This is a genomic window from Anaerospora hongkongensis (genome assembly GCF_004339805.1).
GTDB lineage: Bacteria > Bacillota > Negativicutes > Sporomusales > DSM-15969 > Anaerospora > Anaerospora hongkongensis.
Genome location: NZ_SLUI01000010.1, coordinates 71,987 through 90,797, shown reverse-complemented (window position 1 = coordinate 90,797; position 18,811 = coordinate 71,987). Strand labels below are relative to the sequence as shown.

Below are 18,811 nucleotides of genomic sequence, written 5' to 3'. Positions count from 1 at the left end.
AGCTAAAGTCGTAATATGACATCACATACTGTTGGTGATATCAGCGGAGCATTACGCCGCATTATGATATTAACTTATACATATTACCATAATTTAAATCTTTTGACTAGAATAATATTCTAATTAATCGCTAAAACAGCTTCAGCAATTTCACGAAATATCGGAGCTGCAACGTCACCGCCGGACATACCGTCTTCGACGAAAACAACAATAACATAAGCTGGATTATCTAAAGGAGCATATCCGGCAAACCAGGCATGGCTCAAGCTTTTGCCGGACTTGTCATAATGGCCTGTTTCGGCTGAGCCTGTTTTGCCAGCTGATCCGCCTTTTTCAACATATGCCTCCTGGCCCGTTCCATATTGGGTAACAGCTGTCATCATTGCACGCAGCTGTACTGCTGTTTGCTTATCTAAGACCCTGGCGCCGCGGGATAAAGGAAAGTTCTTAATTACTGTGCCTTCCGGTGTAACAAAACGACTGACCAGACTTGGTCCAACTTTAATGCCATCATTAACAATAGTGCCAATCAGCGAAGCTACTTGCAAGGGAGTTGCCTCTAGGAATCCCTGGCCAATTGACAAATTGGCCAAATCTCCGGGATAAAGCGCTTCCGCTGCCGGTAAATTGCCATCGGCTTCACCATCAAAATGTAATTTCGTCCTGGTACCAAAACCAAGGCGCTTAGCATAGGTAATGAGTTCTTCAGCCCCCAGCTTTAAGCCTACATTGATTATTACAGGATTGCTGGAATACGCAATGGCATCAGTAAAGGATATTTTTCCCCTGGGTCCCTTTTCAAAGTCCCAGCCTTTAATTCGTATATTATTTACATCAACATAGCCCGGATCAAAGAATACATCCTGCGGCTTCACAACTTTGTTTTCCAAAGCGGCTGCAGCTAATACCAGTTTAAATACGGAGCCCGGCTGATAAGCAGCCAGTGCACGATTCATAAAAGGAGCTGTGCTGCTGGTCAAGTAACTGTCTAAATTATTTGCGTCAAAATTAGGACGGGATGCCATTGCCAGGATTTCACCGGTCGAAGGGCGCATAACGACTACCGCTCCCTTTTCAATCTGTTTATCCATAATGGCTTCCACTATTTTTTGAATCCGCGTATCAATTGTCAGGACAACATGGCTGGGGCCTGTGCCTTCACCGATGCGCAGCTTTTTATAACCAAGTCCCGGAATCAGCTGCTGCGTTGCATCTACCATAGCTGCCACATATTCCGGCTGGCTGCCGCGGAGTACATCGTCATACATAGCTTCCAGCCCGCTGACACCCTTGTTATCTGCCATATTGGTATAGCCAACGATATGCGCACCAAGCGAGGTAAAGCCGTACCGCACTTTTTCCGCTACCGCCAGCACCCCTGGCAGTTTTAGATGATTGATTTTTTGGGCCGTAACCGCATCTAAATCCGTCTTTAATTTAAAGGGCCGCTGATTTGACTGTAAGAGAGACATAATCTTCATCTCATCTTTACCGCTGATTGCTGCAAGCTGTTGGGCAATTTGCGCAGAGCTTTTTAACTGATCAGGAAAAATGACAATACTGAAATGCTGTGCCGTATTCGTCAGAGGTACCTGATTCCTGTCCAAAATCTCTCCGCGGGCAATATCCACCGGCACCTCCTGTACCCGGCTGCTTAAGCTCTCCAAGGTCAGCTTTGGGCCTTCGATCAGTTGTAGAAAAAATAGTCTGCCTAATAACAGCACTGTAAAAAAGCCAAAAAATACGCACATTTTACTAATGCGCGACAAATGAAATACCATACCGTCACCTCAGTGTTAGTATGGCATCAAAGCTGGAATTATTATACAAAGTCCACCTGAATTGGCAGGCTCATCAAAATAGCCTGTATTTCGGGGCGCATATCGGGAGTTGTGCGGATAACCAATAAGCCCTCGGCTCGGTCAATCGTGGTAACCACACCGAAATACTCATATCCCTCCATAATTCTGCTGATAAACGTAATATTGCAAGGCTCCACTTTAATATATAAGCCGTCACTCACTATCTTTCACCTTTCTGCGCAGCATAGCAAAAGGCACTACCGGTTGACTAACCGGCATTATCACTAATTGCTGAGGGTGCGGCGCCGCCTGGATAGGATTGCCTTCTATATCTGTCATAGACTGAATAACCTGGGTAAAATTAGGCTGCCCTGGTTGAGCAATCTCAATTTCCTCACCAAGCTTAATATTATTTCGCTGCTCCACCACAGCGACTTGACGTTCGGCATCATAGCTGCGCACGAGACCGACAAAGTCATGTGTCTGCGTATTGCTTGAACCGGAATAAATTTGATCATTTTCATTAGGCTTGCCAAAATAAAATCCCGATGTGTAAGGTCTGTGGGAAATCTTATTCAGTTCCTGCCACCATTCCTCACGAACAGCAAACTTCTCCGGATTGGCCTGATAAGCGTCCAGAGCGGCTCTATATACGCGTGTTACAGTTGCTACATAATGAACACTTTTCATACGGCCTTCAATTTTAAAACTGGTTAAACCTGAAGCCGCCAGCTGCGGGATATGCGCAAGCAGACATAAATCCTTGGAGTTAAACAGATAGGTACCGCGCTCATCTTCGAGCACAGGATAATATTGATCCGGACGCTTTTCTTCCACTACGTTAAATTTCCAGCGGCATACCTGTGCGCATTCACCGCGGTTAGCATCACGGTTCTGCGTAAAATAATTGCTGAGCAGACAGCGGCCGGAATAGGAAATACACATGGCCCCATGAATAAAAGCTTCCAGTTCAATATCCACTTTGTGCCGGATTAAGGAGATATCCTCCAAAGAAATTTCGCGTGCCAAAACAACACGACTTACCCCCAGCTCTTCCCAAAATTTAACGGAAGCCCAGTTAGTATTATTCGCTTGTGTACTAATGTGAATTGGCAGATCAGGCGCTACTTCACGAATCGTGCGAAATACCCCCAAATCGGAAATAATAACGGCATCAGCGCCAATATCACGAATGTACCGGATATAATCCGGCAAGGCCGGCAGGTCTTCATTATGAGGAAAAATGTTGACCGTAATATACGCTTTTTTACCTTGACTGTGAGTAAAAGCCACTGCTTCCCTTAGTTCCTCGTCCGTAAAGTTATCACTAAAGGCTCTAAGGCCAAAAGATTTTCCACCCATGTATACAGCATCAGCACCGTACAATAAAGCCATTTGCAGCTTTTCCATATTGCCTGCCGGTGCCAATAACTCAAAATGCTTCATGATTTGCTCTCCTCTAAAAGATATGATACTGCCAGTCCGTCTTCCGTTTGATAGAGCGTTGTTGAAAACCTCTGATCAGCAGACACTGTATGCAGATAACTGCGCAGCCTTTTGACAATCGTGCGGAACCGTCGAGGTGCAGCATCGTTTTCATTCATTACCATTCCGCGAAACAAAACATTATCAGCGACGATACAGGCCCCCGCCGTTAGTTTATCCATTAGTTTTGCCAGGTAGTCTGGATACTGCCCTTTCGCTGCATCAATAAAAACCATATCAAAGCGTTCCATTAACTGAGGAATAATCATACCGGCGTCCCCGCAAAGCAGCGTGATCTGCTCTTCAACGCCTGCCTGCCGGATATTATGTCGGGCAATTTCTGCCCTTTCCTCATTCAGTTCAATCGTTATAATACGGCTGGCTGCTGGTAATTGAGCAGCCATCACCAGCGTTGAATAGCCTATTGCTGTTCCAATCTCCAGTATTGTCTGGGGATTATTTTTTCTAACGAGCTCCGATAAAATGTCTTCTGCTTCCTGCTGGATAATAGGAACTTTATTTTTTATTGCGTAGTCTTTCATCGTTTTCAATTGAACAGCAATTGCTTCCATTATTGACTCACCTGCTCAATTGTAATCAGATGCTCTTCATAGGTCCTGCTAAAATGATGAACGCCTTTACTATCTGCCACGAAATATAAATAATCCGTAGCGGCCGGTTCGAGCACAGCCATAATTGAAGCCATTCCGGCATTGGCGATTGGCCCCGGCGGAAGTCCCATATTCAGATACGTATTATAAGGTGAAGGAATTTCTGTATCCTTAATCGATAATTCCGCCTTTGGATACCCTAAAATATATTGAATGGTTGCACAAGACTGAAGAGGCATAGCTTGTCTGATTCGATTCAAAAATACACCGGCAATTAAGGGACGCTCTTTTTCCACCCGGGCTTCTTTTTCCACTAAAGATGCCAAAATAACGACTTCACGCATGGTGAGTCCACGCTGCTTAGCCTTATCCCTCATTGCTGCCGTAAAATTACGATCAAACTCATTTGTCATTAGGCGCAGTAGTTCCTCTTCAGTTAATCCACGCGGCACCCGGTAGGTATCAGGAAACAAAAAACCTTCGGACGGATAGCTAACTTTTGCATCCGCTTCGATATAGGCAAAAGGCTGAAAATTCTTAGCAGCCGCTTTAAACTTTGCGGCATTCGCTATTTGCTTGCTCTCCAGTAAGGCAGCAATCTGATCAATTGTATAGCCCTCCGGAATCGTAAACTGCCGGTAAGCAACTTCCCCCTTAGCTAACATGGCAATCATTTTTTGCATATTCATATCCGGAGTAAAAGAGTATTCACCCGCCTGCAGTGAATTGGCCAAGCCCTGCCAGTGAACATACAGTCGAAAGGAAACTGTATTCTTAATTAATCCCTGCTGTCTTAACAGCGCTGCAATATCATTAGCCGACATTCCCTGCTTAATAATGATCGTAACAGGCTCACTGCTATTAAAGCTGATAGGCTGTGCCGCACCATATAATAATCCTGCAATAAAAAAACTAATCACCGCTACAGCTAAAATGGATTTGGTCATTACTGAGTTGGAAAGCTGCATTTAATATCACCTCATAAAAAAAACCGTGTCTACATTATACACAAATAGACAGAAAAAAAGAAGCCTCTAGGGCTTCTTACGATTCTAAGTCCTCGTCACCCACTAATTCTTCATAGGCCTGACGGACAGCTTCAAATTCTTCGTCAGTAGGATCCACATAAACATCTTCGCCATCTTCATCTGTATCAATGCGGGCAATAAAGACATCTGTTTCTTCTTCTTCGCAGCCGCAGTCATGATCACCGCACTCGCAATCGTCTTCAACTTGAAGCGGTACTAATATTGCAAAACGTTTGTCGCCAACGGGAACTATCATATCTTCACGGTAGTAGTACTCGTTACCTTCCTCATCAGTCATTACAACGACCAATTCTTCTTCTACATCTTCCAGGTCGTCTTTATCAAATTCAGCCATTCCTTGCCACCCCTTTGTTAAGATTAATGTAATTTTATCCTAGAAAAAATATCCTGTCAAGGAAGTTTAGGATAAGCTCTGTCGTGGCAGGCTGTCTAAATATCCTTGCAAAATAAATACAGCTGCCATTTTATCAATTACTTGCTTTCGTTTGTCCCGCCTGACATCGGCGGCAATCAACGCCTTTTCCGCCGCAACAGTTGAAAGGCGCTCATCCCAGAATTTTATTTCTACTCCAGGAAACCGGGTTGCCAAATCATTGGCAAATTGTTGTGTGATTTCGCCTCTTGGCCCGATCGTACCATTCATATTTTTGGGTAGTCCGACAACTATAGTCGTAACTTCGTATTGTTCAACTAACTGTTCAAGTCTTTCAAAGTCACGGACTATAGACGTACGGCGAATGACTTCAACACCTTGAGCGGTGCAACGCAGCAAATCGCTGGCCGCAACTCCAATCGTTTTATCGCCTACGTCAAGTGCTAGTATACGCATGGCTCCTCCGAATATTCTATTTATCTTTTACGTAAGCTCTAACCAATTCTTCCAGCAATTCATCCCGCTCCAGTTTGCGTATCAGACCGCGGGCGTTATTATGACTAGTGATATAGGTCGGATCTCCGGAAAGCAAATAACCAACCAGCTGATTAATCGGATTGTAGCCTTTTTCTTGCAAGGACTGATAAACAGTTGAAATAATGACGGCTGCCGCATTGTTCTCTTCATTATCAACACGAAACATCATAGTTTGATCAGATACATTGCTCATGCGCCATCCCCCTCTCAAGGTAGTATTTCTTTCTTCATTCCAATATATTCTACTAAAACTAATATTTTCCTATTACATAAAAAACAAGAAAAAATAGGGAGGACGAGGAAATCCTCGTCCTTTATTCGATTTTATTTTACTTGGCTTTTGGCAGTTTCAACAGCTATGCTAAGTGCTTCTGCTGTTTTTTCGGGTTCTTTACCACCGGCCTGAGCCATATCAGCCCGGCCGCCACCGCCGCCGCCGGCAGCTTTAGCCGCTGCTTTTACGATATTGCCTGCATGAATTCCCTTCGTCACAGCCTCTTTAGTCGCCATTGCAACAAAATTAACCTTACTGTCAACAACGGCACCAAGAATGACAACACCTTCACTAATACGGTCACGTACCAAATCAGCTATATTGCGCAAATTATCCATATCGGAAGCTTCAACTTGGCCAGCCACTACCATCATGGTGCCAAGCTGCTGACCATTCGCCAGTAAGTCATCAACCGCACTTTTCGCCAGCTTTGCATTCAGTGCACTAATTTCTCTTTCCAGCTCTTTGACCCGGCCGAGCAGTGTCTCAATACGGGCAGGTACATCTTCCGGACGAGATTTTAATGCCATTGAAGACTCAGCGAGAATATGTTCATGGCTGTTTACAAACTCAATGGCACCAAAGCCTGTAACCGCCTCGATCCTCCGAACGCCTGATCCAACGCCCGCCTCACTTACAATGCGGAACAAGCCGATCTCTGCCGTACTGCTGACATGCGTACCGCCGCAGAGTTCCATACTAAAGTCGTCAACCATAACAACACGTACTTGATCACCGTATTTTTCGCCGAATAGCGCAGTAGCTCCCATCTCTTTCGCGAGGTCCTGCGTTGTTTCTATTATACCCACATGCGAATTATCTAAAATCACTTTATTGACGATTGCTTCAATTTCCATCTGCTGCTCTGGCGAAACGGCAGCAAAATGGGAAAAATCGAAACGCAACCGATCTGGTCCGACTTGTGATCCAGCCTGATTGACATGAGTGCCAAGCACTGATTTTAAAGCGGCATGCAGTAGATGAGTAGCTGTATGATTCCGGGCAACGGCACGGCGTCTGGCGATATCAACGGTTAACGCTGCGGTTTCACCAGTTTTTACTAAGCCTTCGGTTACAGTACCCAGTTGATAAGTAGTCCCGTCGGGAAGTTTGCGCGTGTTAATGATCTCTACTTTTCCCATCGCACCAGTGATAAGGCCGACATCGCCTACCTGTCCGCCGCCCTCGGCATGAAATGGCGTAGCATCCAGAATAATGATGACTTCTTCACCATCATGGACTTCATCAACAACAATTCCATCTTTGGCAAGCAGGACAATTTTAGCGCTTTGGGCAGCTTCCTGATAGCATAATGTGTCGGTTGCTAGTTTGGAAAGGTCCGGTAAAGTCACTTGAGCCTCAATATCAGCTCTTGCAGCGCGTGCGCGTTCGCGCTGTTCTTTCATTGCCAGATCAAAACCCGTTTTATCCAGTTCCATATCTGCATCGGCAAGAATCTCCTGCGTCAACTCCCACGGAAAGCCATAAGTATCATACAGTTTAAAGCCAGTAGCTCCATCCAGTATTGTTTTCCCGTCCTGACGGAGCGTATGAATATGACCGGTAAGCAATTCAAGCCCCTGCGCCAATGTGGTATGAAACCGTTCTTCTTCCAATTGAATTACTTTTTTAATATAATCCTTCCGCTCCGCTAAGTCAGGAAACGGTTCAGCAAATATTCCTGCCACAATATCAACAATTGGTGCAAGGAACGGCTTTTCAATTCCCATCAAACGTCCATGGCGTACAGCACGGCGCAGAATGCGTCTGAGCACATAGCCGCGGCCTTCATTGGAAGGCAGTATCCCATCAGCAATCATCACCGTCATGCTGCGAGCATGATCGGCAATTACTTTTAAAGAGACATCAGTTTTGGGAGATTGTCCGTAAACAACATTGGCAATTTTGGCGGTATGTTCGATAATGGGAAACAGTAAGTCCGTTTCAAAATTGGAAGGCTTGTTTTGCAGCACAGAAGCAATGCGCTCTAAGCCGGCGCCGGTATCAATGTTCTTCTTTGCCAGCGGCGTATAGTTTCCGGCTTCATCCCGGTCATACTGGGTGAAGACCAGATTCCAGATTTCCAGATAACGGTCGCAATCACAGCCAACTTTACAATCGTCCTTGCCGCAGCCCCGTTCTTCGCCAAGATCAATATGAATTTCCGAGCAGGGACCACAAGGCCCAGGGCCAATTTCCCAAAAATTATCCTCTAAACGGACAATTCGCTCGGCCGGAATGCCTATATCATTGAGCCAAATCTGATGAGCTTCATCATCTTCCGTATGTATCGTAATCCATAATTTATCCTTAGGTAATTTGATCTCTTCTGTTAAGAACTCCCAGGCCCAGGCAATTGCTTCTTTCTTAAAATAGTCACCAAAAGAAAAGTTACCTAACATTTCAAAAAAAGTATGATGACGTGCTGTGCGCCCAACGTTTTCAATATCCCCGGTTCGAACACATTTCTGACTAGTGGAAATACGTGGATGGGGAGGCTTCATTTTCCCGGTAAAGAAAGGTTTAAAAGGAGCCATACCTGCTCCAATTAACAGCAAGGTAGGATCATTTTCAGGAATTAGCGGATAGCTTGGCAGCACTAAATGATCTTTGCTCTTAAAAAACTGCAAATATTTATTGCGTAATTCATTCCCAGTCATTATTTATCATCCTCCACGACATAAGGCACCATATTCTTCTGGAATTATACATTAATTTATAATATCCGTCAATAATTGGAAAGTATCCGCTAATAGCTAAATAAGTATACGGACTATATGGCGAATAAACACCTTGCCAACAGCAGCAGTCGGAACCCCCAGCAGCATTCCCGGTATTCCGCCTAATTCACCACCAACAAATAAAAAGAAGATAACCGAAAGCGGATGAAGTCCTACATTATCTCCCATAATTTGCGGACCGATAATGCTTCCCTCGAGCTGATGAATGGCAAAAAACAGTAGAACTACTTTCAGTGCCAGCCAGGGGGACACCAGTAATGCAAGCGTAACTGCCGGTGTTGCTCCAATAAATGCTCCGAAATACGGAATAATATCTAATATTCCGGCTAATATGCCGATTAATAATGCATAACGGACTCCCAGAATCTCGAGCCCAATGGTAACCAGCAGCCCCACAACAAGCGCAACCGTCAATTGTCCGCGAATGACACCACTTAATACTTTATCAATATCCCTGCATGTCAGAATGCATTCGTTATGCCAGCGGACGGGAATCAGCTGGAGCAGCTTTTCTTTTATCTCATACCAGTCATGCAGCAAATAAAACGCCAATATCGGTGTAATCACCAGGCCGATGGAATGGCTGACTAAACCAATTAAAGCATTTACTGCATCGGCAATAAACTGCTGAATATCATATTGCACGGCAATAAGCGCATTATCGATAGCAACTCTGAGAGAATAAGGCAAAACGGAATTCTGATATTGTGATTGAATAAATTGGATTAACTCCTCTCCTTTTTCCACCATATACGGCAGTTCGCGGCCGAAGTTCTCCAGTTCGCGAATGATAAGAGGAATACCGCGTGCTCCTACAAAAAATATTGTTGAAAAAACCAGGATATACAATACCAATATGGCAACAGTCCGTTTGAGACCTTTATGCTCCAGATAACATACGGCCGGATTGAGTAAATAAGCCAGAAAAAGGGCTATGATAAACGGGTACAGCCCGCTGCGTACTGACCATATAAAATAAACAGTTGCTATAATTGCTGTCACCAGAAGTGAAATCCGAATCGTACGTTTACTGATTACCACAGGGGGTTACACCTCATTGATGCCTGAGTTTGAAATCTTAGATACTATGATAAAAAGGAGACCTTCCAGTCTCCTTTCCCATACTGATCAAAGTTTTTTCATTAAACGCTTACGGGTATGACGAGCTTGGCGCATGATTTGGCGTGTACCGTCTTTAATCGCTTCGACACTTCGTTCTGCAATTGGTTTTTTCCGCGGTTTACTCATAGGACTTACAACAATTCCAAGAAAAGTACCAACGAGACTACCCCATAATAAACCGTGCCAAAATTTGTTCTGCATGTGCTCACCCCTCTTGTAAATTCATTATACTTTCCATCGGATCAGCATAAAGGGTTAGCGTTCCATCGGGTTCAACATTAAAAATTTTCGTGCTGGATCCTTGTACAATAAACTCTACACAACAATCCCAGCAATAAAACTGATCAGGACCTACCTTACCAATACCACGCTGCCCGCATACAGGACAAGTCGTCATTTCATCCACCTCACACTATTACTCCTGGGGTTCGGGATGAATAAGTTGGGCCATTGTTTCCGGAACAATCAGTTTGTCCCCGCCAACGACTTGCACTTGGGGCAGCGGCATAAGCCTCCGGCCATGAATCAAATCGGTTATAATTCCATCTGACACTTGATAAGCTTTAATTTCACCTGTTGATGCTTCAAAAAAAACATCAACCAGAACTCCAAGATTCAAACCCGCCTCAGTTAAAATCTGCTTATTCAGCAATTCCCTAAGAGAACAGGTTGCTTCAGATGAAACAATTTCCGCTATTGCCTGGTGACTGTTGCGCACAGTTACCGCATCACGCCCCAGACTAAACAGATCATGGAAAAAAAAACCTTGGGTGTCGGTGAACCTGCTTGATCCTGAAACCATAATACCGATAACTGATGCCATTCCAATATCCAATATTACTTCCCGTACCTCACCAATCTGAATACCGGTTTCAATTTCCAGTATCGGCAGGCCCAGCAAATCACGCATTTTTTGCATTTACCAGGCCTCCTTAACAGAAATGGTAGTACTAGTATTGCCGAAATTCGCCGATTTTATAAAAAACGCAAAAAACTTCTTGCAATTTCATTCTAGCGAATAACCTTATTAATGATTCCACCGCCAAATACACAATTTCCCTCGTAAAAAACAATTGACTGTCCAGGTGTAATGGCTCTTTGTGGCTCGGTAAAGCGGACATGAACACTGCCATTTGGTTGAGGAACGATGTGGGCAGCCGCCTCTTTGGCGCTATAACGAATTTTAGCAGTTAAGGTAATCGGTTCAGTTAACCTATCGACATTAATAAAATTTAAATCATCAGCGATTAGCTGACTGGCAAAGACGTCTCCATCAGAGCCGACTATCAACACATTCTTTTCTGTATCCAATGCCACTACATACAGCGGCTTTCCGGCAGTAACCCCCAGACCTTTGCGCTGCCCTACGGTATATAAAGGCAGCCCCCTATGCCTGCCTAAGACGTTTCCCTGCGTATCGATGATCTCACCGGGTTTTAGCGATGCAGGCGATTTCTCTTCCAAAAAGCTCTTATAGTCATCATTTGGAATAAAGCAAATTTCCTGACTATCCGGTTTATCGGCAACCGCCAGACCGAATTCCCGGGCCATTTGCCTTGTCTGCACTTTGGTATATTCACCAAGCGGCATTAAAAAGTGCTGCAACGTATGCTGGGTCAAATGGTAGAGCGCATAGGACTGATCCTTCGTCGTATCGACGCCTTTACACAGTGTATAACGCTTACGATTTTCATCGAAACCAATACGCGCATAATGTCCGGTAGCAAGGTATTGCGCATCCAAAGCCAGCGCCCTTTTTAGCAGGCCTTCAAATTTAACATACCGGTTGCAGACAATACAGGGATTGGGCGTCCGTCCGCCAGCATATTCCTGGATAAAGTAATCAACTACGGTTTCCTGAAACATCTGTCTGAAATTAAGCACATAATGAGGAATACCAAGTTTATCGGCAACTCTCCGGGCATCACTTACTGCCGAAAGTGAACAGCATCCCTGATGATCCTCTGCTTCACTTTCGGGAAGACTATCATCCCAAATTTGCATTGTTGCACCAATCACATCGTAGCCTTGATGAACAAGAAGGGCGGCAGTTAAAGAACTGTCCACCCCTCCGCTCATGGCTACAACCACTCTGGGTTTAGCACACATGAAATCACTGTCCTTTTTTGGCGATGTAATCTTTAATGGCTTCGTGCAGAGCATCAGCTGCAAGATTTGAACAGTGCATTTTTGCCGGAGGCAGTCCTCCAAGCGCTTCTGCAACAGCCTGGTTTGAAATTTCAAGTGCTTCCTCAAGCGTTTTGCCTTTCACCATTTCTGTTACCATACTGCTTGTAGCAATTGCGGCTCCACAGCCGAAGGTTTTAAATTTCACATCTTGAATGATATTATTTTCTACTTTTAAGTATATGCGCATAATGTCGCCGCATTTGGCATTCCCTACCTCGCCTACACCGTTAGCATCCTGAATGGCCCCTACATTGCGAGGATTCGTAAAATGGTCCATTACTTTATCAGTATACATACTAATCTCTCCCTAACTTTTAATGATGATGATGGCAGCTCGAGCAAGGATTCAACGGCTTGGGACCATCATCGCTGTTATATAACGGTGACATCTGTCTTAGTCTGTCTACAATTTCGGGAAGAACTTCCAGGCAATAATCCACTTCTTCTTGCGTATTGCCTCGTCCCAGCGTCAGGCGAAGTGAACCATGGGCTACTTCATGAGTAAGTCCCATTGCCAAAAGAACATGTGATGGATCTAACGATCCGGACGTACAGGCAGACCCACTTGAGGCAGCAATGCCTTTCAGATCAAGATTCAGTAAGAGTGATTCCCCTTCGAGAAACAAAAAGCTGAAATTAGCACTGCCAGGCAACCGTTTAGTCGGATGGCCATTTAATTTAGTGTGAGGAATTTTTTCCATAACGCCTTGTATTAATTGATCACGCAGCGCTGAGATATGGGCAATTTTTTTATCCATTTCGTTTTTGGCAATTTCGCACGCTTTTCCAAGTCCCACAATCCCCGGGACATTTTCCGTACCGGCACGCATATTTCTTTCGTGAGCACCACCGTGCTGAATCGCTTCAATGCGTACTCCCTTGCGGACGTACAACCCGCCGATACCTTTAGGCCCATGAAATTTATGACCCGAAAACGACAACAAATCAATATTTAATTCTTTCACATCGATTGGATAGCTGCCGACAGCCTGGACGGCATCCGTATGGAAATAAACTCCTTTTTCACGCGCTAATTGTCCAATCTCTTTTACCGGCTGAATTGTGCCAACTTCATTATTGGCAAACATAATGCTGATCAAAATCGTTTTATCCGTGATAGCATTTTTTAGTTCCTCTATCGATACCATGCCATATTCATCAACAGGAAGATACGTAACCGTAAATCCCTGCTTTTCTAAATATTCACAGGTATGTAAAATTGCGTGATGTTCAATGGCAGAAGTAATAATATGATTGCCTTTTTTCCGGTTGGCAAAAGCAATTCCTTTAAGAGCAAGGTTATCCCCTTCCGTGCCACCGCTTGTAAAAAATATTTCGTTACTGTTCGCATTAAGCAATGCGGCCACTTTATCACGGGCCTCATCAATCGCTTTCCGTGCTTCACGCCCAAAGGCATGAACACTTGAGGCATTCCCGAATTTTTCTGTCATATACTCAACTGTAAGCTTCGCTACTTCAGCGTCTACCGGTGTAGTTGCTGAATGATCAAAATAAATGCGTTTCATTTCATTCATCTCCTTGAAACTTTTCTTCCTGACATAGGTCTGCAAGCGTTATCGAGTCCAAAACCTGATTTATACTGTCGCGAACTTTGGCCCACACTCCGCGTGTCACACAAATTCCTGCCCGCTGGCAGTAATCATGTCCAGCGTCGTTAGACAGCAGGCAATCAACCGGTGCAATCGGTCCTTCCATTATACATATAATGTTCCCGACAGTAATCTGCCCTGGATCCTTTGTTAAAGCATAGCCGCCTTGCGCACCACGTATACTCTTTACATAACCGGCCTTACGGAGCGTTCCCATTAATTGCTCTAAATAGTGCTCGGAAATTCCTTGTCGTTGGGCAACACTTTTTAATGATATAGGTCCCTGACCGTAATGCAGAGCCAAATCATACATCGCAGCCACGCCATATCGGCCTTTCGTCGATAGTTTCACTGCAACCTCTCCTGTTTCCCGACTAATTCAATAGGTTTTCTTATAATAAAATATAGCAGAAAAGAAATTTGTTGTCAAAACAAAAAAAATCATACTGCTCAATCCTATTTTGGATGGATGGAGTTGATTTTATCCTTGTTTCGGCGCTTATCGAGAAGCGCGGCAAAATGACTTTCCATGCCCCTGCTTTTCGGTTCGTAATAAGTTGTCCCCTCGAGCTCCTCTGGTAAATAGGTCTGCTCAATCCATCCCCCTTCATAATCATGAGGATAAAGATAGCCAATACCGTTCCCCAGTTTTTTTGCGCCTTTATAGTGGGAATCCCGTAAATGCGGGGGAACCGCACCGCAGCTGCGGCTTTTTACATCTGCCATGGCCTGTCCAATCGCTGCATAGGCCGCATTGCTTTTCTCTGCACAGGCAATATACGCCACCGCCTGCGCCAGCGGGATCTGGGCTTCCGGCATTCCGATAAACTGAACAGCCTGGGCTGCTGCCATCGCAAGAATTAAGGCTTGCGGATCGGCATTGCCAACATCTTCTGCTGCGCAAATTACCAGCCGGCGCGCAATAAATTTAACATCTTCACCTGCTGCCAGCATTCTGGCCAGGTAGTGCAAGGCTGCATCCGGATCGGAACCTCTCATGCTCTTAATAAAGGCAGAAACAACATCATAGTGATTGTCCCCACTTTTGTCATAGCGTTGGATTCTTTCTCCGGCAACTGCTTTGACCGTTTCGACAGTTAGAATTTCATTTTGGGCTTTAGCCATAATTACCGTCTGTTCCAGGATGTTTAATGCCGTACGGGCGTCACCGGCACATATTCCGGCAATTGCACTGAGAGCTTCCTGCTGATACGCTGCCTTCTCCATTGCCAAGCCGTATTCTTTATGGGTTAGGGCTCTTTCCAGGATACCAACAATATCATCTGCTTCTAAAGCAGTCAGCCGTACAACCCGCGTTCGCGACAGCAATGGCGAATTGACTTCAAAATAGGGGTTTTCCGTTGTCGCCCCAATTAAAATAACGGTACCATCCTCTACATATGGCAGCAGGGCATCCTGCTGATTCTTATTAAAGCGATGGATCTCATCAATAAACAGGATTGTCCGTTTTTGATACAGGCGAAGCCGTTCCTTAGCTGCCTCGATAATTTTGCGGATATCTCCTACGCCGGAAGTGACAGCATTCAGCTTTTCATATGCGCTATTTGTGCTGGCAGCAATGATATGCGCCAAGGTTGTTTTTCCTGTTCCCGGCGGGCCGAATAAAATCAACGAAGGCAAGTTATCGCTTTCGATCATGCGGCGCAGGAATTTCCCTTGGCCGACAACCTCTTTTTGACCATAAAATTCATCTAAGGTTGTTGGCCGCATGCGTACTGCCAGAGGAGCCTGAGCAGCTGCTTTTGCCTCACCGGCGAAACTAAACAAATCCATGTAATCACCCTTTAACGATTCGCGCAGCTACCCCAATTACGTAGTCAATATCTTCACGTGTTACTCCATAATGAGTTACCATGCGAATTTTATATTCACCAAATTCATTCACTTTAATTCCATTAGCCCGCAGTTCGCCGGCAAATTCTTTTGCCGTCTTGCCAGTTGGTGCAACATCAAAGATAATAATATTAGTTTGAATTGTGGACACATCAATCTTTAATCCCATATCGGCCAGCGCATAGCCTAACTTCCGGGCGTTCTCATGGTCTTCGGCCAGACGGTCCACCATTTTCGTCAAGGCAAGGATCCCGGCAGCAGCTAAGATGCCGGACTGCCTGAGTCCGCCACCCAGCATTTTGCGGAAACGGCGCGCTTTCTCAATGAAATCACGTTTTCCCACAAGCAGAGAGCCAACAGGAGCACCTAATCCTTTGGACAAACAAAATTGTACGGAATCTGCGTAGCAGGTTAACTTGGCTGCAGGCACTGCCAGTGCCGTAGCTGCATTAAATATACGAGCACCATCCATATGTATGGGAATCTGATTTGCCGCTGCAACTTCCTGAATAGCCGCCAGCCCTTCCTTTGTATAGCAAGTGCCGCCCGCGCGATTATGCGTATTTTCCAGACAAATAAGACCGGTATCCGGCACATGAATATCAATACCACGAATTGCACTGCGGATCTGCTCCGCACTGAGTATCCCCCGGTCGCCTAACAGTGGACGCGCCTGAGCACCAGACAAACATGCTAAGCCAGCCACTTCATAGTAATAAATGTGAGATTCTACCTCACAAATAATTTCATCACTTTTCTTAGTATGAACCATTGCTGCAATCTGATTTCCCATCGTGCCGCTTGTCACAAATAAGCCCGCTTCTTTGCCGGTTAATTGAGCTCCCAAAGCTTCCAATCTTATAATTGTAGGATCTTCCTGATATACGTCATCGCCCACTTCGGCTTCATACATCGCTTTTCTCATTTCAGCGGTTGGGTGAGTTACAGTATCGCTACGCAAATCAACGAACTTCATTATTATCGCTCTCCCCTGTCTGTTTTTCTTGTTATAATTCTGGAAAAAAAAGAAAACTCCTATATATTTTTTATGAAAATAGTAAAAACCGCAATTTCATAGCAATGAACTGCGGTTTTTTTTAATGGTATCCCCACCATGCCGTTTTGACCGTTGTTTTGAACCTGCCTATGCAGGTGGGTGTCTTCCTGATTATTTTATGTTTCCCTAAAAGGGCCTGCATGCTGTAATCAGAGTTAGACTCCCGTCTTAAATGTGTTGGCTCAAAACATCAGTACTACACAAACACAGCAGGGCATTAAAATTGTTAGATTATTTTGTCTATATAATAACAAAATTTGATATGATTTGCAAGCTGACCGCCAGCGGAATATATTCCCAGCGACAGAGTCCGTTTTAGGATTTTTTAAGAACTACATCCGATTTAATATGTAATTCCTTTAACTGCCTGAGGGAAACCTCTGACGGAGCCTGGGTCATCGTATCAATCGCACTTTGTGTTTTCGGGAAGGCAATAACATCACGGATCGAATTACGTTTTGCCATCAGCATAACTAAGCGATCCAGACCAAAAGCAATACCGCCGTGTGGTGGAGTGCCATATTCAAAAGCTTCCAGGAGATAGCCAAATTTTTCATTGGCTTCTTCCGGTGTAAGGCCGATCGCGTTAAAGACTCTCTCCTGCAGCGTGCGGTTATAAATACGGATACTGCCGCCGCCAATTTCCGTACCGTTCAATACCATATCATATGCTTTGGCCTTAATACTGCCGGCATCGGTCTCAAGCTTGTCCATATCCTCATCACGCGGTGAAGTGAAGGGGTGATGCATGGCCACATAACGCTTTTCTTCCGCATCATATTCGAACATGGGGAAATCAAGCACCCAGGCAAAAGACAGCTTATCAGGATCAATCAGATCCAGCCGGCGTGCCATTTCCAAACGGAGCTGGCCGAGCGCGTTTGCGACAACTTGCGGCTGATCAGCAATAATAAGCAGCAAGTCACCTTCAACGGCTCCAGTGGTTGCGGTAATACTGCTGATAATATCTTCACTGAGGAACTTCGCAATTTGTGATTTTAAGCCTTCGGGGGTGTAGCCGATCCAAGCCAGGCCTTTTGCACCATGGCCGGAAACAAAATCAACCAGACCGTCCAGTTCACGGCGCGGTACATGAGCATAGCCCTTAACATTAATGGCCTTAATGCAGCCGCCGTTTTGCAATACACTTTGGAATACTTTAAATTCTGTAGTGCCGACAGCTTTGGTAATATCAATGATTTCCATGTCAAAGCGCAGATCCGGTTTATCTGAACCGTACTTATTCATTGCCTCATCATAGCTCAGACGCTGAAAGGGTATTGCAATATCCGCATTGAGAGATTCCTTGAAGATATGAACAATCATTTCTTCCATCATGTTCAGGATATCTTCACGGTCAATAAAGGACATTTCAATATCAAGCTGGGTAAATTCAGGCTGACGGTCGGCACGCAAATCTTCATCACGGAAGCAGCGGGTAATCTGAAAATACCGCTCCATGCCTGCAACCATTAGGATTTGCTTAAATATTTGCGGAGACTGCGGCAGTGCATAAAATTTCCCCGGATTGACCCGGCTGGGAACTAAATAATCACGAGCACCTTCAGGCGAGCTCTTCATCAGCATCGGGGTTTCAATTTCTACGAATTCCTTGCGATCCAGAAAATCGCGCATTGCCTTAGCAACGCGATGACGCAGCAGTAGATTATTCTGCATTTCAGGACGCCGTAAATCCAGATACCGGTATTTTAGGCGCAGATTTTCATCGACATCGATGTTATCCTGAATATAAAAAGGCGGAGTTTTTGCAGCATTCAAAATGCGTAAGTCAGCACCGTAAATTTCAATGTCCCCGGTAGGCATATTGGAATTGACCGTTGCGGCATCCCGTACTTTTACCGTACCTTTCACGGCTAAAACATATTCGGAACGAACGTCTTCGGCTTTATGAAAAGCCGCTTTATCCATATCAGGAGTGAAAACAACTTGAACAACACCGGAGCGATCCCGCAGATCAATAAATATTAATCCGCCATGATCCCGGCGACGTGCCACCCAGCCACAAACCACCACTTCTTGTCCAGCCTGTTTAAGTGAAAACTCACCACAACTATGTGTGCGTTTTAACCCTACCATTGTATCCAT

General features: G+C 44.9%; 20 protein-coding genes and 1 other RNA gene. All 21 read right to left on the bottom strand.

What is annotated here, in order from left to right; genetic code table 11:
* Nucleotides 1-119: 119 nt before the first annotated feature.
* On the bottom strand, nucleotides 120-1,781 hold the full coding sequence (locus tag EV210_RS15185; protein ID WP_132082199.1) for a peptidoglycan D,D-transpeptidase FtsI family protein: 1,662 nt from the start codon (nucleotides 1,779-1,781) through the stop codon (nucleotides 120-122).
* 41 nt (nucleotides 1,782-1,822) lie between these two features.
* A complete protein-coding gene (locus tag EV210_RS15180; protein WP_132082198.1) occupies nucleotides 1,823-2,023 on the bottom strand; it encodes a DUF4911 domain-containing protein in 201 nt (66 codons plus the stop codon).
* Nucleotides 2,016-3,248 (bottom strand): peptidase U32 family protein, encoded by a 1,233-nt coding sequence (locus EV210_RS15175; protein ID WP_132082197.1) that lies wholly within the window; start codon nucleotides 3,246-3,248, stop codon nucleotides 2,016-2,018. Before EV210_RS15175 ends, EV210_RS15180 begins: the two co-directional genes overlap by 8 nt.
* Nucleotides 3,245-3,859 carry an O-methyltransferase gene (locus EV210_RS15170; RefSeq protein WP_132082196.1) on the bottom strand — a complete coding sequence of 205 codons (615 nt, stop codon included), beginning with the start codon at nucleotides 3,857-3,859 and terminating at the stop codon, nucleotides 3,245-3,247. Before EV210_RS15170 ends, EV210_RS15175 begins: the two co-directional genes overlap by 4 nt.
* Nucleotides 3,859-4,866, bottom strand: a complete 1,008-nt coding sequence (gene mltG / locus EV210_RS15165; RefSeq protein WP_132082195.1) for an endolytic transglycosylase MltG — start codon at nucleotides 4,864-4,866, stop codon at nucleotides 3,859-3,861. Before mltG ends, EV210_RS15170 begins: the two co-directional genes overlap by 1 nt.
* Before the next feature lie 76 nt (nucleotides 4,867-4,942).
* Nucleotides 4,943-5,281, bottom strand: a complete 339-nt coding sequence (locus tag EV210_RS15160) for a DUF1292 domain-containing protein (protein WP_132082194.1) — start codon at nucleotides 5,279-5,281, stop codon at nucleotides 4,943-4,945.
* A gap of 66 nt (nucleotides 5,282-5,347) precedes the next feature.
* On the bottom strand, nucleotides 5,348-5,776 hold the full coding sequence (gene ruvX / locus EV210_RS15155) for a Holliday junction resolvase RuvX (protein WP_132082193.1): 429 nt from the start codon (nucleotides 5,774-5,776) through the stop codon (nucleotides 5,348-5,350).
* Between the two features lie 16 nt (nucleotides 5,777-5,792).
* Nucleotides 5,793-6,050 carry an IreB family regulatory phosphoprotein gene (locus tag EV210_RS15150; protein WP_132082192.1) on the bottom strand — a complete coding sequence of 86 codons (258 nt, stop codon included), beginning with the start codon at nucleotides 6,048-6,050 and terminating at the stop codon, nucleotides 5,793-5,795.
* Nucleotides 6,051-6,181: 131 nt separating this feature from the next.
* The gene (gene alaS, locus EV210_RS15145; RefSeq protein WP_132082191.1) at nucleotides 6,182-8,791 is read right to left on the bottom strand and encodes an alanine--tRNA ligase; all 2,610 of its coding nucleotides are present in this window, start codon (nucleotides 8,789-8,791) and stop codon (nucleotides 6,182-6,184) included.
* 96 nt (nucleotides 8,792-8,887) lie between these two features.
* The gene (locus EV210_RS15140) at nucleotides 8,888-9,913 is read right to left on the bottom strand and encodes an AI-2E family transporter (protein WP_132082190.1); all 1,026 of its coding nucleotides are present in this window, start codon (nucleotides 9,911-9,913) and stop codon (nucleotides 8,888-8,890) included.
* 87 nt (nucleotides 9,914-10,000) lie between these two features.
* Nucleotides 10,001-10,195, bottom strand: a complete 195-nt coding sequence (locus EV210_RS15135; RefSeq protein WP_132082189.1) for a hypothetical protein — start codon at nucleotides 10,193-10,195, stop codon at nucleotides 10,001-10,003.
* A 4-nt stretch (nucleotides 10,196-10,199) separates the two neighbouring features.
* Nucleotides 10,200-10,391, bottom strand: coding sequence for a hypothetical protein (locus tag EV210_RS15130; protein ID WP_132082188.1), 192 nt, complete (start codon nucleotides 10,389-10,391; stop codon nucleotides 10,200-10,202).
* An 18-nt stretch (nucleotides 10,392-10,409) separates the two neighbouring features.
* On the bottom strand, nucleotides 10,410-10,913 hold the full coding sequence (locus tag EV210_RS15125) for a PRC-barrel domain-containing protein (protein ID WP_132082187.1): 504 nt from the start codon (nucleotides 10,911-10,913) through the stop codon (nucleotides 10,410-10,412).
* A gap of 92 nt (nucleotides 10,914-11,005) precedes the next feature.
* The gene (gene mnmA, locus EV210_RS15120; RefSeq protein WP_132082186.1) at nucleotides 11,006-12,103 is read right to left on the bottom strand and encodes a tRNA 2-thiouridine(34) synthase MnmA; all 1,098 of its coding nucleotides are present in this window, start codon (nucleotides 12,101-12,103) and stop codon (nucleotides 11,006-11,008) included.
* Between the two features lie 4 nt (nucleotides 12,104-12,107).
* On the bottom strand, nucleotides 12,108-12,479 hold the full coding sequence (nifU, locus tag EV210_RS15115) for a Fe-S cluster assembly scaffold protein NifU (protein ID WP_132082185.1): 372 nt from the start codon (nucleotides 12,477-12,479) through the stop codon (nucleotides 12,108-12,110).
* A 19-nt stretch (nucleotides 12,480-12,498) separates the two neighbouring features.
* A complete protein-coding gene (nifS, locus tag EV210_RS15110; RefSeq protein ID WP_132082184.1) occupies nucleotides 12,499-13,710 on the bottom strand; it encodes a cysteine desulfurase NifS in 1,212 nt (403 codons plus the stop codon).
* 1 nt (nucleotide 13,711) lies between these two features.
* Entirely contained in the window at nucleotides 13,712-14,146 is a 435-nt protein-coding gene (locus EV210_RS15105; RefSeq protein ID WP_132082183.1) for an RrF2 family transcriptional regulator, read from the bottom strand.
* A 104-nt stretch (nucleotides 14,147-14,250) separates the two neighbouring features.
* The gene (locus EV210_RS15100; protein ID WP_132082182.1) at nucleotides 14,251-15,588 is read right to left on the bottom strand and encodes a replication-associated recombination protein A; all 1,338 of its coding nucleotides are present in this window, start codon (nucleotides 15,586-15,588) and stop codon (nucleotides 14,251-14,253) included.
* 4 nt (nucleotides 15,589-15,592) lie between these two features.
* Nucleotides 15,593-16,624 carry a GntG family PLP-dependent aldolase gene (locus tag EV210_RS15095; protein WP_132082181.1) on the bottom strand — a complete coding sequence of 344 codons (1,032 nt, stop codon included), beginning with the start codon at nucleotides 16,622-16,624 and terminating at the stop codon, nucleotides 15,593-15,595.
* Between the two features lie 126 nt (nucleotides 16,625-16,750).
* Nucleotides 16,751-16,924: non-coding RNA, 6S RNA (gene ssrS / locus EV210_RS15090), on the bottom strand.
* A gap of 96 nt (nucleotides 16,925-17,020) precedes the next feature.
* A complete protein-coding gene (aspS, locus tag EV210_RS15085) occupies nucleotides 17,021-18,811 on the bottom strand; it encodes an aspartate--tRNA ligase (RefSeq protein ID WP_132082180.1) in 1,791 nt (596 codons plus the stop codon).

What these genes read in the sequence shown, in the direction of transcription:
- nifU (WP_132082185.1), bottom strand. Translation starts at nt 12,479, where the DNA reads ATGTATACTGATAAAGTAATGGACCATTTTACGAATCCTCGCAATGTA.
- nifS (WP_132082184.1), bottom strand. Translation starts at nt 13,710, where the DNA reads ATGAAACGCATTTATTTTGATCATTCAGCAACTACACCGGTAGACGCT.
- EV210_RS15160 (WP_132082194.1), bottom strand. Translation starts at nt 5,281, where the DNA reads ATGGCTGAATTTGATAAAGACGACCTGGAAGATGTAGAAGAAGAATTG.
- EV210_RS15095 (WP_132082181.1), bottom strand. Translation starts at nt 16,624, where the DNA reads ATGAAGTTCGTTGATTTGCGTAGCGATACTGTAACTCACCCAACCGCT.
- EV210_RS15130 (WP_132082188.1), bottom strand. Translation starts at nt 10,391, where the DNA reads ATGACGACTTGTCCTGTATGCGGGCAGCGTGGTATTGGTAAGGTAGGT.
- EV210_RS15150 (WP_132082192.1), bottom strand. Translation starts at nt 6,050, where the DNA reads ATGAGCAATGTATCTGATCAAACTATGATGTTTCGTGTTGATAATGAA.
- alaS (WP_132082191.1), bottom strand. Translation starts at nt 8,791, where the DNA reads ATGACTGGGAATGAATTACGCAATAAATATTTGCAGTTTTTTAAGAGC.
- ruvX (WP_132082193.1), bottom strand. Translation starts at nt 5,776, where the DNA reads ATGCGTATACTAGCACTTGACGTAGGCGATAAAACGATTGGAGTTGCG.
- EV210_RS15100 (WP_132082182.1), bottom strand. Translation starts at nt 15,588, where the DNA reads ATGGATTTGTTTAGTTTCGCCGGTGAGGCAAAAGCAGCTGCTCAGGCT.
- mnmA (WP_132082186.1), bottom strand. Translation starts at nt 12,103, where the DNA reads ATGTGTGCTAAACCCAGAGTGGTTGTAGCCATGAGCGGAGGGGTGGAC.
- EV210_RS15175 (WP_132082197.1), bottom strand. Translation starts at nt 3,248, where the DNA reads ATGAAGCATTTTGAGTTATTGGCACCGGCAGGCAATATGGAAAAGCTG.
- mltG (WP_132082195.1), bottom strand. Translation starts at nt 4,866, where the DNA reads ATGCAGCTTTCCAACTCAGTAATGACCAAATCCATTTTAGCTGTAGCG.
- EV210_RS15125 (WP_132082187.1), bottom strand. Translation starts at nt 10,913, where the DNA reads ATGCAAAAAATGCGTGATTTGCTGGGCCTGCCGATACTGGAAATTGAA.
- EV210_RS15135 (WP_132082189.1), bottom strand. Translation starts at nt 10,195, where the DNA reads ATGCAGAACAAATTTTGGCACGGTTTATTATGGGGTAGTCTCGTTGGT.
- aspS (WP_132082180.1), bottom strand. Translation starts at nt 18,811, where the DNA reads ATGGATACAATGGTAGGGTTAAAACGCACACATAGTTGTGGTGAGTTT.
- EV210_RS15185 (WP_132082199.1), bottom strand. Translation starts at nt 1,781, where the DNA reads ATGGTATTTCATTTGTCGCGCATTAGTAAAATGTGCGTATTTTTTGGC.
- EV210_RS15170 (WP_132082196.1), bottom strand. Translation starts at nt 3,859, where the DNA reads ATGGAAGCAATTGCTGTTCAATTGAAAACGATGAAAGACTACGCAATA.